Source organism: Pseudomonas sp. A014, from assembly GCF_052378495.1.
GTDB classification, from domain to species: Bacteria; Pseudomonadota; Gammaproteobacteria; order Pseudomonadales; family Pseudomonadaceae; genus Aquipseudomonas; species Aquipseudomonas machongensis.
Genome location: NZ_CP199001.1, coordinates 5,931,479 through 5,947,019, shown reverse-complemented (window position 1 = coordinate 5,947,019; position 15,541 = coordinate 5,931,479). Strand labels below are relative to the sequence as shown.

At 63.2% G+C, this 15,541-nt stretch carries 14 protein-coding genes; 8 read left to right on the top strand and 6 right to left on the bottom strand.

The window, feature by feature from the left end:
* Positions 1–58: 58 nt before the first annotated feature.
* The 4 genes from ACTYOL_RS27335 to aspA all read right to left on the bottom strand — a co-directional run bounded on the left by ACTYOL_RS27335 (position 59) and on the right by aspA (position 4,956).
* Positions 59–1,162 (bottom strand): polyamine ABC transporter substrate-binding protein, encoded by a 1,104-nt coding sequence (locus ACTYOL_RS27335; protein WP_444757369.1) that lies wholly within the window; start codon positions 1,160–1,162, stop codon positions 59–61.
* Between the two features lie 2 nt (positions 1,163–1,164).
* Positions 1,165–2,205 carry a histone deacetylase family protein gene (locus ACTYOL_RS27330; RefSeq protein WP_444757368.1) on the bottom strand — a complete coding sequence of 347 codons (1,041 nt, stop codon included), beginning with the start codon at positions 2,203–2,205 and terminating at the stop codon, positions 1,165–1,167.
* 167 nt (positions 2,206–2,372) lie between these two features.
* Positions 2,373–3,365, bottom strand: coding sequence for an AraC family transcriptional regulator (locus ACTYOL_RS27325; protein WP_054892967.1), 993 nt, complete (start codon positions 3,363–3,365; stop codon positions 2,373–2,375).
* A gap of 166 nt (positions 3,366–3,531) precedes the next feature.
* Entirely contained in the window at positions 3,532–4,956 is a 1,425-nt protein-coding gene (aspA, locus tag ACTYOL_RS27320; protein WP_054892966.1) for an aspartate ammonia-lyase, read from the bottom strand.
* A gap of 181 nt (positions 4,957–5,137) precedes the next feature.
* Between aspA and ACTYOL_RS27315 the strand changes: the two genes are divergently transcribed.
* The 5 genes from ACTYOL_RS27315 (at position 5,138) to ACTYOL_RS27295 (ending at position 8,760) form a co-directional block, all read left to right on the top strand.
* Positions 5,138–6,079 (top strand): LysR substrate-binding domain-containing protein, encoded by a 942-nt coding sequence (locus tag ACTYOL_RS27315; protein WP_054892965.1) that lies wholly within the window; start codon positions 5,138–5,140, stop codon positions 6,077–6,079.
* Between the two features lie 172 nt (positions 6,080–6,251).
* Positions 6,252–6,743 (top strand): 5-(carboxyamino)imidazole ribonucleotide mutase, encoded by a 492-nt coding sequence (purE, locus tag ACTYOL_RS27310; RefSeq protein ID WP_054892964.1) that lies wholly within the window; start codon positions 6,252–6,254, stop codon positions 6,741–6,743.
* 10 nt (positions 6,744–6,753) lie between these two features.
* Entirely contained in the window at positions 6,754–7,836 is a 1,083-nt protein-coding gene (locus ACTYOL_RS27305; RefSeq protein ID WP_444757367.1) for a 5-(carboxyamino)imidazole ribonucleotide synthase, read from the top strand.
* A gap of 96 nt (positions 7,837–7,932) precedes the next feature.
* Positions 7,933–8,178: a GlsB/YeaQ/YmgE family stress response membrane protein gene (locus ACTYOL_RS27300; protein WP_054892962.1), complete on the top strand. Its 246-nt coding sequence runs from the start codon at positions 7,933–7,935 to the stop codon at positions 8,176–8,178.
* A gap of 48 nt (positions 8,179–8,226) precedes the next feature.
* Positions 8,227–8,760 (top strand): DUF3299 domain-containing protein, encoded by a 534-nt coding sequence (locus ACTYOL_RS27295; protein ID WP_162714440.1) that lies wholly within the window; start codon positions 8,227–8,229, stop codon positions 8,758–8,760.
* Positions 8,761–8,946: 186 nt separating this feature from the next.
* On the opposite strand, the gene ACTYOL_RS27290 is transcribed toward ACTYOL_RS27295, so the two are convergent.
* Positions 8,947–9,843, bottom strand: coding sequence for a D-hexose-6-phosphate mutarotase (locus tag ACTYOL_RS27290; RefSeq protein WP_444757366.1), 897 nt, complete (start codon positions 9,841–9,843; stop codon positions 8,947–8,949).
* A 72-nt stretch (positions 9,844–9,915) separates the two neighbouring features.
* Complete coding sequence (locus ACTYOL_RS27285) at positions 9,916–10,314, bottom strand: acyl-CoA thioesterase (RefSeq protein ID WP_003253317.1); 399 nt, start codon at positions 10,312–10,314, stop codon at positions 9,916–9,918.
* Between the two features lie 356 nt (positions 10,315–10,670).
* Here ACTYOL_RS27285 and ACTYOL_RS27280 point away from each other — a divergent pair, with 356 nt between their 5' ends.
* From ACTYOL_RS27280 to ACTYOL_RS27270, 3 genes are all read left to right on the top strand, one after another.
* Positions 10,671–11,960 carry an MFS transporter gene (locus tag ACTYOL_RS27280; protein WP_054892959.1) on the top strand — a complete coding sequence of 430 codons (1,290 nt, stop codon included), beginning with the start codon at positions 10,671–10,673 and terminating at the stop codon, positions 11,958–11,960.
* A 153-nt stretch (positions 11,961–12,113) separates the two neighbouring features.
* On the top strand, positions 12,114–13,094 hold the full coding sequence (locus ACTYOL_RS27275; RefSeq protein WP_054892958.1) for a phosphate ABC transporter substrate-binding protein PstS: 981 nt from the start codon (positions 12,114–12,116) through the stop codon (positions 13,092–13,094).
* A gap of 144 nt (positions 13,095–13,238) precedes the next feature.
* Positions 13,239–15,527, top strand: a complete 2,289-nt coding sequence (locus ACTYOL_RS27270; RefSeq protein ID WP_444757365.1) for an ABC transporter permease subunit — start codon at positions 13,239–13,241, stop codon at positions 15,525–15,527.
* The last annotated feature ends 14 nt before the right edge of the window (positions 15,528–15,541 follow it).

Below are 15,541 nucleotides of genomic sequence, written 5' to 3'. Positions count from 1 at the left end.
GGCAAGCCCGCTCCTACAAAGAACCTGTAGGAGCGGGCTTGCCCGCGAAGCAGGCGGCTCAGGTACCGGACTTGATCCGCGTCCAGGCCCGAGTCCTTGCCCGTTCGGCTTCTTTGCTCAGCGGCTTGAGGGTATACAGCGTGGTCATCGCCTCAGCCGTCGGGTACAGGTTCGGGTTGTTGCGAATCTGTGGGCTGACCTTTTCGGTCGCGTCCTTGTTCGGGTTGGGGTAGCCGACGAAGTCGCTGATCGGCGCGATCACCTCTGGACGCAGCAGGTAGTTGATGAAGGTGTGGGCGTCGTCCGGGTTCGCTGCATTTTTCGGAATGGCCAGCATGTCGAACCAGATCGGCGCGCCTTCCTTGGGCAGGCGCATGTCCACCACCACGCCATTCTTGGCTTCGCGCGCACGGTTGGCGGCCTGCGAGAAGCTGCCGGAGTAGCCCACTGCCACGCAGATGTCGCCGTTGGCGATATCGGCCATGTACTTCGAGGAATGGAAGTAGGTGACGTGCGGGCGAATCTTCATCAGCAGCGCCTCGGCCTTCTTGTAGTCCTCAGGCTTGTCGCTGTTGGGTGACAGGCCCAGGTACTGCAGGGCCAGCGGCAGGATTTCCGACGGCGAATCAAGCAGCGCCACGCCGCACTGCTTGAGTTTGGCGATGTTCTCTTCCTTGAAGATCAGGTCCCAGCTGTCCACTGGGGCGTTGTCACCCAGCACGGCCTTCACCTTGGCTGGGTTGAAGCCGATCAGGATGGTGCCGTACATGTAGGGCACGGCGAACTTGTTGCCCGGATCGTTGGCCTCGATCAGCTTCATCAGCGTTGGGTCCAGGTGCTGCCAGTTCGGCAGCTTGCTGCGATCCAGGGGTTGGAAGACTCCAGCCTCGATCTGCTTGGCGAGGAACACGTTGGAGGGCACTACCACGTCATAGCCGGAGTTGCCGGTCAGCAGCTTGGCTTCCAGTGCTTCGTTGGTGTCGAAGATGTCGTAGATCAGTTTGACCTGGGCATCCTTCTGGAAGTCGACCAGGGTCTGCGGAGTGATGTAGTCGAACCAGTTGTACACCCGCAGGGTGCGTTGTTCGGCATGGACCTGAAGGCCACCAGCCAGCAGGCCGGCAGCAACGAGCGGGGCTAACAGACGCTTGAATGGATGCATGATCAGGCTCCTGGCTGGGCGCGCTGGAACCCTTCCAGCACATTGACCGCATTGATGCCGATTTCCTCGACGGCATAGCCACCTTCCATCACGAACAGGGTCGGCTTGCCGAGTTGGGCGATGCGCTTGCCCATCTCCAGGTAGTCCGGGCTGTCGAGCTTGAACTGGGAGATCGGATCGTCCTTGAAGGTGTCCACGCCGAGCGAGACCACCAGCACATCGGCGTCGAAGTTGGCAATGCGTTGGCAGGCGTCTTCGAGGGCGGCACTCCAGGTGACCCAGTCGCTACCTGCCGGCAGAGGGTAGTTGACGTTGCAGCCCTCGCCCGCGCCCTCGCCGGTTTCGTCGGCATAGCCGAGGAAGAACGGGAATTCGTCGGTCGGATCGCCGTGGATCGAGGCGAAGAACACGTCGTTACGGTCGTAGAAGATGTCCTGGGTGCCGTTGCCGTGGTGGTAGTCGACATCGAGGATCGCGACCTTGCGCCGGCCTTGGTCGAGGAAGGCCTGGGCTGCGATGGCGGCGTTGTTCAGGTAGCAGTAGCCGCCCATCACTTCGGCGGCAGCGTGGTGCCCTGGCGGACGGCACAGGGCAAAGGCGGCATGGGCGCCGCTCTGGATCGCGGCCTGCCCGGTCAGTGCGACTTGCGCTGCGCTGTAGGCGGCCTGCCAGGTACCGGCGGTGATCGGCGCGCCGCCGTCGAAGCTGTAGTAGCCCAGTTCGCCGTGCAGGCCGGTGGGTTTGATCTGGCGCAGGGTACGTGCTGGCCAGGTGAAGGGCAGCAGGTCGCCCTCCTGGTTCATGGCCGCCCAGCGCGCCCAGGCGCCTTCGAAGAAGTCCAGATAGGCGGCGCTGTGGATGCGCAGCAGCGGCGCGCGGCCGAAGTCGGTCGGGCCCTGGATCGGGCCAATGTCGCGGTGCTGGACGCGGGCGAGCACATGGTCAGCGCGCGAGGGCATCTCGAAACACGGCATCAGCTTGCCGTCGATCAGCTCGCAGCGGCCGTGGTGCAGGCGATGGTCATCGGAATAGATCGTCAGCATTTGTTGTTCTCCGAAGGTGACTGGCGTGGGTCCATTGTGGTGGGCGGGCCAGGTGGAGAGAACGTTGCAAACGGCCAAAAGGGGATCGATATGGCCACTGGCGATGGCCGGATCGGGTGGTTTGGGGATATTTCCGGCCTATTGCCCCGCGGCTGGACGGGTGCCGACTACCCCCGAAAATGGCTGGGCGCCACGCCACTCCAGCGCTGGAACGCGTGTCGGAAGCTTGCCGTCTCGCTGAATCCCAGGGTTTCGGCGATCCGGTAGATCGGCATCTGGTCTTCGGCGAGCAACTGTTTGGCCCGTTCGAAGCGCAGCTCATCGAGCAGCTGTTGATAACTGCTGCCCAACGCCTGTAGGTGTCGCCGCAAGGTGCGCGACGAGCAGTTCATCTGCCGCGCCAGGCCCTCGAGCCCAGGCGCCGCATCGAGCTGCTGCATCAGCAGCTGGCGAATGCGCCCCAGCCAGGCCTGGCGGCCAGTGAACTCCAGGTTCAGGCGCCTGCAGCGTTCGGCCATGGCTTTGTGGGTGATGGGGTCGGCCAGGGGCAGTGGCATATCGAGCCAGCGCCGTTCGAAGGCAAAGGCGTTGTCTCGCGATTCGAAGCCCGTCGGGCAGGGGAATGCACCGGCGTAGAGCAGATGGTAGGCAGGGCGTGCGTGTTCGAAGCGTGCGGCCAGCAAGGGTAGCGGCCGGCCGAGCAGGTCATCGCAGATGACTTTCAGCGAGACCAGGCAGAATTCGGCATTGAACGCTGCCAGTGCCGGCCCCTCGCGATAATCGCTGGCGCTCAGCCAGACACGCTGGCCATCGTCGACCAGGCGCAACTGGAAGATTGTTCCCAGCAGTGCCGGATAACGCAGCGCCAGGCGCAGGGCGTCACCCAAAGTGGCACTCGAGAGCAAGGCGTAACCGAGCATGCCGTAGCACGACACATGCATCCGCCGCCCCAGCTCCAGGCCGATCTCCTCGCGTCGGGCGACTGCATTGGCACACACCTGCAGCTCTTGCTGGGTGGTGATGCGCGCATCGGGATGGCCCAGGTCTGCCGGGCCTATGCCGCTGCCGGCGAGCAGTTGCGAGGCGGTACAGCCCTCTTCCTGGAAGACGTTGAGAATCAACGAAACCGCGTTGAGGGTGGTGAGGTGGCTGTGCAGCATGCTCGGCATCCCGTGGGGGTGAGGGGCATTATCGAGCAAGGAGTGTGCCGGGAACCGTTTGCAGGTGCTGGGCATAAAAAAAGGGCCCGGAGCGTGCGCTCGGGCCCTTGAAAGGTTGAGAGGTGTCTAGTCCCTCGACCTGGTGAGACAGGTTGCAGCGGTCGGGTTACGCCTTCAGCGGAACCAGACGTGGCGCGATCATGTTTTCCGGGCGGAGGATGTCGTTGAGCATCGCTTCGTCCAGCAACTTCTCTTCGCGCACCAGTTCCAGCACGCCGCGGCCGGTTTCCAGGGCGACGCGGGCGATACGGGTGGCGTTTTCGTAGCCGATGTACGGGTTCAAGGCGGTGACCAGGCCGATCGAGTGCTCGACCAGTTCACGGCAGCGCTGTTCGTTGGCAGTGATACCGACGATGCAGTGCTCGCGCAGCATGTCCATGGCGCGCTGCAGCAGGCGGATCGAGTCGAAGATCTTGTAGGCGATCAGCGGTTCCATCACGTTCAGCTGCAGCTGGCCACCTTCGGCGGCGACGGTCAGGGCCAGGTCGTTGCCCATGATGGCGAAGGCGACTTGGTTGACCGCTTCCGGGATCACCGGGTTGACCTTGCCTGGCATGATCGAGCTGCCTGGCTGGCGCGCCGGCAGGTTGATCTCGTTGATGCCGGTGCGCGGGCCGCTGGACAGCAGGCGCAGGTCGTTGCAGATCTTCGACAGCTTGACCGCGGTGCGCTTGAGCATGCCGGAGAACAGCACGAAGGCGCCCATGTCGGAGGTGGCTTCGATCAGGTCGGCCGCAGGAACCAGCGGCTGGCCGCTGATGGCTGCCAGGCGTTGTACCGCCAGGGCCTGGTAGCCCGGGTCGGCGTTGATGCCGGTGCCGATGGCGGTGCCGCCCAGGTTGATTTCGGTGAGCAGTTCCGGTGCCAGCGAACGCAGACGGTTGAGGTCTTCGGTCATGGTGGTGGCGAAGGCACGGAATTCCTGGCCCAGGGTCATCGGCACGGCGTCCTGCAGCTGGGTACGGCCCATCTTCAGTACGTGGCTGAACTCTTCACCTTTGGCAGCGAAAGCCTGGATCAGGCTGTCGAGGCTGGCCAGCAGGGCGTCGTGGCCCAGCAGCAGGCCGAGGCGGATGGCGGTCGGGTAGGCGTCGTTGGTCGACTGCGCCATGTTCACATCGTTGTTCGGGTGCAGGTACTGGTACTCACCCTTCTGGTGACCCATGGCCTCCAGTGCGATGTTGGCGATGACCTCGTTGGCGTTCATGTTGGTAGAAGTACCAGCACCGCCCTGGATCATGTCCACCACGAACTGCTCGTGGAAGTCGCCACGGATCAGGCGGGCACAGGCCTCGCTGATGGCGGCGTGCTTGGCATCGCTCAGGTGCCCCAGCTCACGGTTGGCGTCAGCAGCGGCTTGCTTGACCATCGCCAGGCCGACTACCAGTTTCGGGTAGTGCGACAGCGGAACGCCGGAGAGGTGGAAGTTGTTGGCAGCGCGTAGAGTCTGGATGCCGTAGTAGGCATCGGCAGGGACTTCAAGGGTACCAAGCAGGTCTTTTTCGACGCGGAACGATGCAGCGGAGGACATGACGGATATCATCTCGATTTAAACCCGGCACCTGCCGGAATGCCGCCAATCCTAGGCCTCGGCAGATTTTGCGGCCAATGCTGTTAGACGCTAACCTATGCACAAACGGCATACGGTTTGATGTGACGCCGATTGACAATCGAGCGTGTTCCATTTTGGTGCACGCCTGCGGAGCTTCTCGATGAACCTTGAAAGCAAGTGGCTGGAAGACTTCAGTGCTCTGGCCTCCACACGCAGTTTTTCCCAGGCGGCGGAGCGCCGCTTCGTGACGCAGCCGGCCTTCAGTCGACGCATCCGCAGCCTGGAAGCGGCATTGGGGCTGACCTTGGTGAATCGTTCCCGCACGCCGATAGAGCTGACTGAGGCGGGTCAGCTGTTTCTCGTTACCGCGCGTACCGTTGTCGACCAGTTGAGCGAAGTTCTCCGCCATTTACATCATCTGGAAGGTGGTCAGGGCGAGGTGGTCCAGGTCGCGGCGGCGCACTCGCTGGCGTCCGGCTTCTTCCCGCGCTGGGTGGCCCAATTGCGCAACGACGGCATGAACATCGCCACCCGCCTGGTGGCCACCAACGTAGGCGATGCAGTGCATGCCTTGAGGGAAGGTGGCTGTGACCTGATGCTGGCCTTTTACGACCCTGATGCCGCCTTGCAGATGGATGCCGAGATCTTCCCGTCGTTGCACATGGGCACCACCGAAATGCTGCCAGTCTGTGCCGTCGGGGCCGATGGCAAGCCGCTGTTCGACCTGGAAGGCGAGGGCAGCGTGCCGCTCCTGGCCTACAGCGCCGGGGCATTCCTCGGGCGATCCGTCAGCCTGCTGCTGCGCCAGCGCAACCTGCGCTACACCACAGTGTACGAAACGGCGATGGCCGACAGTCTCAAGAGCATGGCGCTCGAAGGCATGGGTATCGCCTGGGTGCCGCGCCTGTCGATGCGCGGCGAGCTGGAGCGTGGCGAATTGGCGATCTGCGGCTCCAGCCAGTGGCACGTGCCGCTGGAGATTCGCCTCTACCGCTGCGCCCTGGTGCGCAAGGCGAACGTGCGCCTGCTGTGGCGCAAGCTCGAAGGTGGAGCGCTGGCGGGCGCAGTTGACTCTAAAGTCAGTCAAAGCCCCGAAAAATAAGGCCGACAGTTGGTCGCCAGGGGTGCCTCGAATGCCTAACGTTACGGTATACTGCGCGGCCCCTCGACTGGATCGATCCGGTCATGATCAGCAAACAAGCCACGCCGGTCGTCCCGCGTGGCTTGTTGTTTTTTGACGGCGCCCAAGGGCGCACAAGCGAAGAGGCTCGACGATGAGTGCACTGGTTGGCGTGATCATGGGCTCCAAGTCCGATTGGTCCACCCTTAGCCACACCGCCGATATGCTGGAAAAACTCGGCATTCCCTACGAGGTGAAGGTGGTGTCCGCCCACCGGACCCCGGACCTGCTGTTCCAGTACGCCGAAGAGGCCGAAGGCCGCGGCATCGAGGTGATCATCGCCGGCGCCGGTGGTGCTGCGCACCTGCCGGGCATGTGCGCCGCCAAGACGCACCTGCCGGTGCTGGGCGTACCTGTGCAGTCCTCGATGCTGTCGGGTGTCGATTCACTGCTGTCGATCGTGCAGATGCCAGCCGGCATCCCGGTTGCCACCCTGGCCATCGGCAAGGCTGGCGCGATCAACGCCGCGCTGCTGTCGGCAAGCATCCTGGGTGCCAAGCACCCGCAGTACCACGCGGCGCTCAAGCAGTTCCGCGCGGAGCAGACCGAAACCGTCCTGGACAACCCGGACCCCCGCCAGGCTTGAGGCTGACGACATGAAGATCGGTGTAATCGGTGGCGGCCAACTGGGTCGCATGCTGGCCCTGGCGGGCACTCCGCTGGGCATGAACTTCGCCTTCCTCGACCCGGCACCGGACGCCTGCGCCGCTCCTCTGGGCGAGCACCTGCGTGCCGACTATGGCGACCAGGACCACCTGCGCCAACTGGCCGACGAAGTCGACCTGGTGACCTTCGAGTTCGAGAGCGTCCCGGCGGAAACCGTGGCCTTCCTGTCGCAGTTCGTGCCGGTCTACCCAAGCGCTGAAGCTCTGCGCATCGCGCGCGATCGCCTGTTCGAGAAGAGCATGTTCCGCGACCTGGGCATCCCGACCCCGGCCTTCGCCGACATCCTTTCGCAGGACGACCTCGACGCGGCAGTGGCCAGCATCGGCCTGCCGGCCGTGCTCAAGACCCGCACCCTGGGTTATGACGGCAAGGGCCAGAAGGTCCTGCGCAAGCCAGAGGACGTGGTCGGCACCTTCGCCGAGCTGGGCAGCGTCCCTTGCCTGCTGGAAGGCTTCGTGCCGTTCACCGGCGAAGTCTCGCTGGTTGCCGTGCGAGCCCGCGATGGCGAGACGCGCTTCTATCCGCTGGTGCACAACACCCATGACAGCGGCATCCTGCGCCTGTCGGTGGCAAGCGATGCGCATCCACTGCAGGCGCTGGCCGAGGATTACGTCGGCCGTGTGCTGCACAAGCTCGACTATGTTGGCGTAATGGCGTTCGAGTTCTTCGAGGTCGACGGTGGCCTCAAGGCCAACGAGATCGCCCCGCGTGTGCACAACTCCGGGCACTGGACCATCGAAGGCGCCGAGTGCAGCCAGTTCGAGAACCATCTGCGGGCCGTCGCCGGCCTGCCGCTGGGCTCGACGGGCAAGGTCGGCGAGAGCGCCATGCTCAACTTCATCGGCGAAGTGCCTGCGGTCGACAAGGTCGTGGCCATCGACGATTGCCACCTGCATCACTATGGCAAGGCGTTCAAGGCGGGGCGCAAGGTCGGTCACGCCACCCTGCGCTGCACGGACATGGTCACGCTCAAGGCCAAGATCGCCGAAGTAGAGGCGTTGATCGTCGGCTGATCGAACTTCTGCCTGCAGCAGGCCCTCTGAGATGGCAACACGCCAAAGCGCTGTCTAGGCTTTGGCGTGTTCCATCTTCACTGTAGAGGGATTGCCATGGGCATCATCGGAACCATCTTCATCGGCCTGATCGTCGGCTTGCTGGCGCGTTTCCTGAAACCCGGGGACGACAGCATGGGCTGGATCATGACCATTCTGCTCGGCATCGCCGGCTCCCTGGTGGCCACCTATGGCGGGCAGGCCCTGGGTATCTACCAGGCCGGACAGGCGGCGGGCTTCTTCGGTGCCCTGGTTGGCGCCATCGTGCTGCTGGTGATCTACGGATTCATCAAGAAGCGCTGAACACAGGCTAGAATGCGCGGCAATTCACTAGAGTTGCCGAGCATTGCCATGCGTGCGTTATTCCTTCTTCCCTTGTTGCTGGCCAGCACCCTGGCCCATGCCGAGCTGCCCGAAACCGACTGGCTGGAGTTGATGCCCAAGTCGGACCAGAAGGCTCTCGAGCAGATGCCCGAGATCGATCACAACTCCCCCGAAGCCATGGGCACCTTCACCGCCAAGGGCGGCCTGAAGCAAAGCCAGGGCCTGCCGGCGGTGATGTATTCGACCAAGACCGTGGCGGCCATGAACGGCAAGCAGATCCGCCTGGGCGGCTATCCTGTGCCGCTGGAGAGCGATGCCAAGGGCAACAGCACCTTGTTCTTCCTCGTGCCTTATCCGGGGGCCTGCATCCATGTGCCGCCACCTCCGCCGAACCAGCTGGTGCTGGTGCGCTACCCGAAAGGGCTGAAGATCGCCGATATCTACACGCCGCTGTGGGTGACCGGTACGCTGAAGATCGAGAAGGTCAGCAATGACCTGGCCGATGCGGCCTATGCGCTGGACGCGGGGAAGGTGAGGGTGGTCGAGGACGCCGATCTTTGAGCCTGAACAGGTTTTTGTAGCAGCGGCGGTTCGGTGCCCCGACTTGCCCGCGAAAAAGACACCGCGCTGCCTGGCACGGGCTACGCCCGTGTTCGCGGGACAAGTCCGCTCCCACAGGGGATTGGGCTGACCTTTAGATTTTGAGCAAGACAGTTGCTCCTACGGACAGCGCGGTGTCCTGTCGAATCAGAGCGCTTCGCGGCCAATCACCACCCGCAGCACATGGCTGGCTCCAGGCTTGAGTTCCACCACGTCATCCCACACATTCGCCGTCTCCACGCACAGCATCCGCTGCCAGCCGTCGTCGGCCATGTCGGGCAGCTCGCGCGCGCGGTCGGTCCAGGGGTTCCAGGTCACTGCACTGCGTGAGCCGGTGGCGTGCAAGGTGATGCGCCGCTTCCATTGCGGGTCGACGATCGCCAGGCGCTCGGGAGTGTTCAGGTAGATGCGGTCGGTCTCGCCGGCAAAGCCCAGCTTGCCTTGCTGGGTGCGCTGCTCCCAGCCCTCCAGAGTCTCGATATAAGGCAGCCCCTCGACGCCTTCCACGTGCACCTGGCGTACATCGCTGACGGCAAAGTAGCTGTGCAGTGCCTGGCTGAGCGTGACGCTGGCATCGCCCAGGTTGCGGCTGCAAAGCGAAACGTGCAGTTGTTCGCCGAGCTCGATCAGCAGGCGCAGCTCGACTTTGTGTGGCCAGTCTGGCAGTTGGCCTTGAGCCTCGGGCAGGTCGAACTCGATACGCAGGTTTTCACCGACTTCCTCGACGCCAAGCAACTGCCAGTCGCGTCCGCGCGCCAGGCCGTGGGCCGGTGCCTCGCTGCCGTGGTACATGGCCTTGACCGAATCGGGATTGCGCTGAAAGTTGCTGAACCATGGCCAGCATACCGGCACACCGGCGCGTACCGACTTGCCCTGGCGGAAGATCGCCTGGTCACTGAGCCACAGCAGGGGCTCGTCACCGATGGGCTGGTAGCTGAGAATCTGCGCGCCCTGCTGGGCGATGAGGATTTCGGCATGCCGGCTGGTGACGCGCCAGCAGTTGAGTTCGCCGTGTTGCTCGGTGTCGACCTTGAAGGTTGCCATGCGCTCGTCTCGTTGATTGCAGGTGAGGCCGTTGGACCTCGAAGCCTGCAACGAGTTTACCGCGCGCCGGGCTCAGCGACGAGGTACGGAGCGGGTGCGGCCACTGCCGTCGATGGCCACGAAAACGAACACCGCCTCGGTGACTTTGCGCCATTCGCTGGACAGCGGGTCGTCGCTCCAGACCTCGACCATCATCTGGATCGAGCTGCGGCCGATCTCCAGGGTCTGCGTATAGAAGGACAGTTGCGCGCCCACGGCCACCGGCACCAGGAATGCCATGCGATCGATCGCCACCGTGGCCACACGGCCGCCAGCCACGCGGCTGGCCATGGCAGTACCGGCCAGGTCCATCTGGGCGACCAGCCAGCCGCCGAAGATATCGCCGAAGCCATTGGTTTCGCGCGGTAGCGCGGTGATCTGAAGGGCCAGGTCGCCCTGCGGGATAGGATCTTCTTGTTCGAGCTCAATCATGCCGTGGGGCCTCTGACCCGTGACGCTTCGTTGGTTGGCGCGGTGACGGACGCCCTGAAAAACGATTCAGCCAGAAACATACTACGCTGATTTCGCTCCGGTTGGCGGCCAAAGGGAAACTCTGCGAAACCGCCTGCACATAATGACCGGCGTTTTCGCACAACATCCCACATCGTAAACAACCTTTTCCTACGAAGAGCGCAGTATATAGACGGTATCGGCCAGCGACGACCGCACATTGGTGAATATCTGTAGAGTTTTTGTACCTCTATGAGCCATGCGCGGCAATTTGTTATCTTGCCCACTCCCGCGCCACAAGCCGCAGCACAAGCGGCCTGCCTTATAAGAGAACATCCATGACCTCCGTGCCGAGCAGTATCGAGCAGCCCTCGCGGCCGCTGACCCGCAGTGACTACAAGACCCTCTCACTGTCCGCCTTGGGCGGAGCGCTGGAGTTCTACGACTTCATCATCTTCGTGTTCTTCGCCACCGTGGTGGGCAAGCTGTTCTTCCCCGCCGACATGCCCGAATGGCTGCGCCTGATGCAGACCTTCGGCATCTTTGCCGCAGGTTATCTGGCGCGCCCGCTGGGTGGCATCATCATGGCGCACTTTGGTGACCTGCTCGGGCGCAAGAAGATGTTCACCCTGAGCATCTTCATGATGGCCTTGCCCACCCTGATCATGGGCCTGCTGCCGACTTATGCACAGGTTGGCCTGTGGGCGCCGATTCTGCTGCTATTGATGCGGGTGGTGCAGGGCGCCGCCATCGGTGGCGAGGTGCCGGGCGCCTGGGTGTTCGTCTCCGAGCACGTACCGGAGCGCAATACCGGCTATGCCTGCGGCACCCTGACTGCTGGCCTGACTGCCGGCATCCTGCTGGGGTCGCTGGTGGCAACCCTGATCAACACCGTCTACAGCCCTGAAGAGGTGGCCGACTACGCCTGGCGGATCCCCTTCCTGCTCGGCGGTGTGTTCGGCCTGTTCGCCGTGTATCTGCGTCGTTGGCTGCACGAGACCCCGGTGTTCGCCGAGATGCAGCAGCGCAAGGCGCTGGCCGAAGAGCTGCCGCTGCGTGCGGTACTGCGCGACCACCGTGGCGCGATCATCCTGTCGATGCTGCTGACTTGGTTGCTGTCGGCGGGCATCGTGGTGGTGATCCTGATGACCCCGGCGCTGCTGCAGAGCCTCTATCACGTCAGCCCCACCGATTCGCTCAAGGCCAACAGCCTGGCCATCGTGCTGCTCAGCCTGGGCTGCATCGGCGCCGGCAGCCTGGCCGACCGCTTCGGCGCAGGGCGGGTGTTCGTGATCGGCAGCCTGGCGCTGCTGGCTTCGTCGTGGGCGTTCTACCACAGCCTGCCGACCCGGCCTGACCTGCTGTTCCCGCTGTATGCCCTTACCGGACTGTTCGTCGGTCTGGTTGGCGCGGTGCCTTATGTGATGGTCAAGGCCTTCCCGGCGGTGGTGCGCTTCAGCGGGCTGTCGTTCTCCTACAACGTCGCCTACGCCATTTTCGGCGGCCTGACCCCGATGGTGGTGACCGCCCTGCTCAAATTCAGCCCGATGGCACCGGCCTACTATGTGGCTGGCCTGTGCGCTGTTGGGCTGCTGGTCGGGGTGTACCTGCTGATCAACAAGCGCTGAGTCGGTTTCCTGCGGCACCCGAAAGGCCATCCTCGGCAGCGATGATGGCCTTTCATCCATTTGTCACAATTAGGTCATATCGTGTTCATGCGGCCTGCCGATACTGGGCCCCGTTCCATCCAACACACCCCATATTCCTGCTAGGAGCAAGGCATGAAACTGAAGCGTTTGATGGCGGCCCTGACCTTTGCCGCCGCTGGCGTCGCTGCCGCCAACGCGGTCGCCGCTGTCGACCCTGCTATCCCGACCTACACCAAGACCACTGGCGTATCGGGCAACCTCTCCAGCGTCGGTTCCGACACCCTCGCGAACCTGATGACTCTGTGGGCCGAGGCCTACAAGAAGGAATATCCGAACGTAAACATCCAGATCCAGGCTGCCGGCTCGTCCACCGCGCCACCCGCGCTGACCGAAGGCACCGCCAACCTGGGCCCGATGAGCCGCAAGATGAAGGACGTGGAGCTGCAGGCCTTCGAGCAGAAGTACGGCTACAAGCCGACCGCCATCCCGGTCGCTGTCGACGCCCTGGCCGTGTTCGTGCACAAGGACAACCCGATCAAGGGCCTGACCATGGCTCAGGTCGACGCCATCTTCTCCTCCACCCGCCTGTGCGGTGGCAAGGCCGAGATCAAGACCTGGGGTGACGTCGGTGTGACCGGCGACCTGGCCAACAAGCCAATCCAGCTGTTTGGCCGCAACTCGGTATCGGGCACCTACGGCTACTTCAAGGAAGAAGCCCTGTGCAAAGGCGACTTCAAGCCTAACGTCAACGAACAACCTGGCTCGGCTTCGGTCGTGCAGTCGATCAGCTCCTCGCTGAACGGCATCGGCTACTCGGGTATCGGTTACAAGACCGCCAGCGTCAAGACCGTAGCCCTGGCCAAGAAGGAAGGCGGCGAGTTCATCGAAGATAACGAAGCCAACGCCCTGAACGGTACCTACCCGCTGTCGCGCTTCCTGTACGTATACGTCAACAAGGCACCGAACAAGCCTCTGGCACCGCTGGAAGCCGAGTTCGTGAAGCTGGTCCTGTCGCAGGCAGGCCAGCAGGTCGTGGTGAAGGATGGCTACATCCCGCTGCCGGCCAAAGTGGTCGAGAAGACCCTGGGTGACCTGGGTCTGTCCCACAAGTAAGACGTGTTGCCCGGAAGGGGTGGGCCAGTGGGTCGGCCCCTTCCATGACTTTCCCCAGTCCGAAGCCAGGTCTCCTGAGCGGCGGGCTTTTTTGCGTCACTACACTGTCATGTTTCTGTCATACGGGACCGCTAGGGTGTGCGCATGAATGATCTGGCCAATTCCACAATGACCCCAAATTCCCCTCCCGTGCGCATTGATTTCAATACGCCCGAGCTGCAACGCAAGCGCCGCATGCGCGCGTTGAAGGACCGCCTGACCCGCTGGTATGTCCTGGTGGGCGGGCTTGCCGTATTGGCAGCCATTACCTTGATCTTCTTCTATCTGGCCTACGTGGTGCTGCCGCTGTTCCAGGGCGCTGAGCTGACCAGCAAGAAAGCCCTGGAGCCGACCTGGTTGCAGCAGGATGCCGGCAAGCCGCTGATGATCGCCCTCGAGGAGCAGAACCTCGTGGGCATGCGTGTTTCCGACAAGGGTCAGGCGCTGTTCTTCGATACCAAGACCGGTGCCGAGATCAAGCGCGTCGACCTGCCTCTGCCGGCGGGCACCACGGTCAGTTCGATCGGTACCGACCAGCCGGGCAGTCCGCTGGTGGTGCTGGGGTTGTCCAATGGCCAGGCGCTGGTGTTCCACCACACCTACAAGATCACCTATCCGGACAACAAGAAGACCATCAACGCGGGCATCGACTACCCCTATGGTCAGGATCCTTTCGCCCTCGACGAACAGGGTCGTGCGCTGGAGCACGTGAGCGTCAACCTCAATGGCGACACCCTGCTGCTGGCCGGCTCCACCGGCACGCAACTGCAGGTGATCGAGCTGTCGCGCACTGAAAACATGATGACTGGCGACGTCACCACCGAACAGAACCGCATCGCGCTGCCGCAGATGACCCAGACGGTGAAGAACATCTTCATCGACCCGCGCCAGCAGTGGTTGTACGTGGTCAACGGTCGCGCCACCGCCGATGTCTTCAGCCTGCGGGACAAGAGCCTCAACGGTCGCTACAAGCTGCTCGAAGATGGTAACGCCGAAATCACTGCCAGTGGCCAGCTGGTCGGTGGTATCTCGCTGATCTTCGGTGACTCCAAGGGTGGCCTGAGCCAGTGGTTCATGGCCCGCGACCCGGATGGCGAGTCGCGCTTCAAGCTGATCCGCAGCTTCCAGTTGGGCAAGGCACCGATCGCCCAGATCGATGCCGAGGAGCGGCGCAAGGGCTTCATCGCCCTGGACAACGACGGCAAGCTTGGTGTGTTCCACAGCACCGCGCACCGTACCCTGCTGGTCGAGCCGGTCGCCGATGGCGCCGGTGTGCTGGCGCTGTCGCCGCGCGCCAACCGCATCATGATCGAAGAAGGCGGCAAGCTGCTGCCACTGAGCCTGCGCAACCCGCACCCTGAAGTGTCCTTCAGCGCGCTGTGGGGCAAGGTCTGGTACGAGAACTACGACGAGCCGAAGTACGTCTGGCAGTCGACCGCCTCCAACACCGATTTCGAACCCAAGCTGAGCCTGTCGCCGCTGACCTTCGGTACGCTCAAGGCCGCGTTCTACGCGATGATCCTGGCGGCACCCCTGGCCATTGCCGCGGCCATCTACACCGCCTATTTCATGGCCCCTGGCATGCGTCGCAAGGTCAAGCCGGTGATCGAGCTGATGGAAGCGATGCCGACGGTGATCCTCGGCTTCTTCGCCGGCCTGTTCCTGGCGCCGTATCTCGAAGGCCACCTGCCGGGCGTGTTCAGCCTGTTGCTGATCTTGCCGATCGGCATCCTGGTGGCGGGCTTCTCCTGGAGCCGCCTGCCAGAGTCGATCCGTCAGCGCGTCCCGGATGGCTGGGAGGCGGCGATCCTGATCCCGGTGATCCTGGCGATCGGCTGGTTCGCGCTGTCCATGAGCCCGTTCCTGGAGAGCTGGTTCTTCGGCGGCGACATGCGCCTGTGGATCAGCCACGACATGGGCATCACCTATGACCAGCGCAACGCCCTGGTGGTCGGTATCGCCATGGGCTTCGCGGTCATCCCGAACATCTACTCGATCGCCGAAGACGCCGTGTTCAGCGTGCCGCGCAGCCTCACGCTGGGCTCGCTGGCGCTGGGCGCGACGCCTTGGCAGACCCTGACCCGCGTGGTCATCCTCACCGCAAGCCCGGGCATCTTCTCGGCGCTGATGATCGGCATGGGCCGGGCGGTGGGCGAGACCATGATCGTGCTCATGGCCACCGGCAACACCCCGGTGATGGAACTGAACCTGTTCGAGGGCATGCGCACCCTGGCCGCCAACGTGGCCGTGGAAATGCCCGAGTCGGAAGTCGGCGGCAGCCACTATCGTGTGCTGTTCCTCGCCGCCCTCGTGCTGCTGATGTTCACCTTCATCATGAACACCTTGGCCGAGCTGATTCGCCAGCGTCTGCGCAAGAAATACTCGTCGCTTTGATAGAAAGGTAGAGA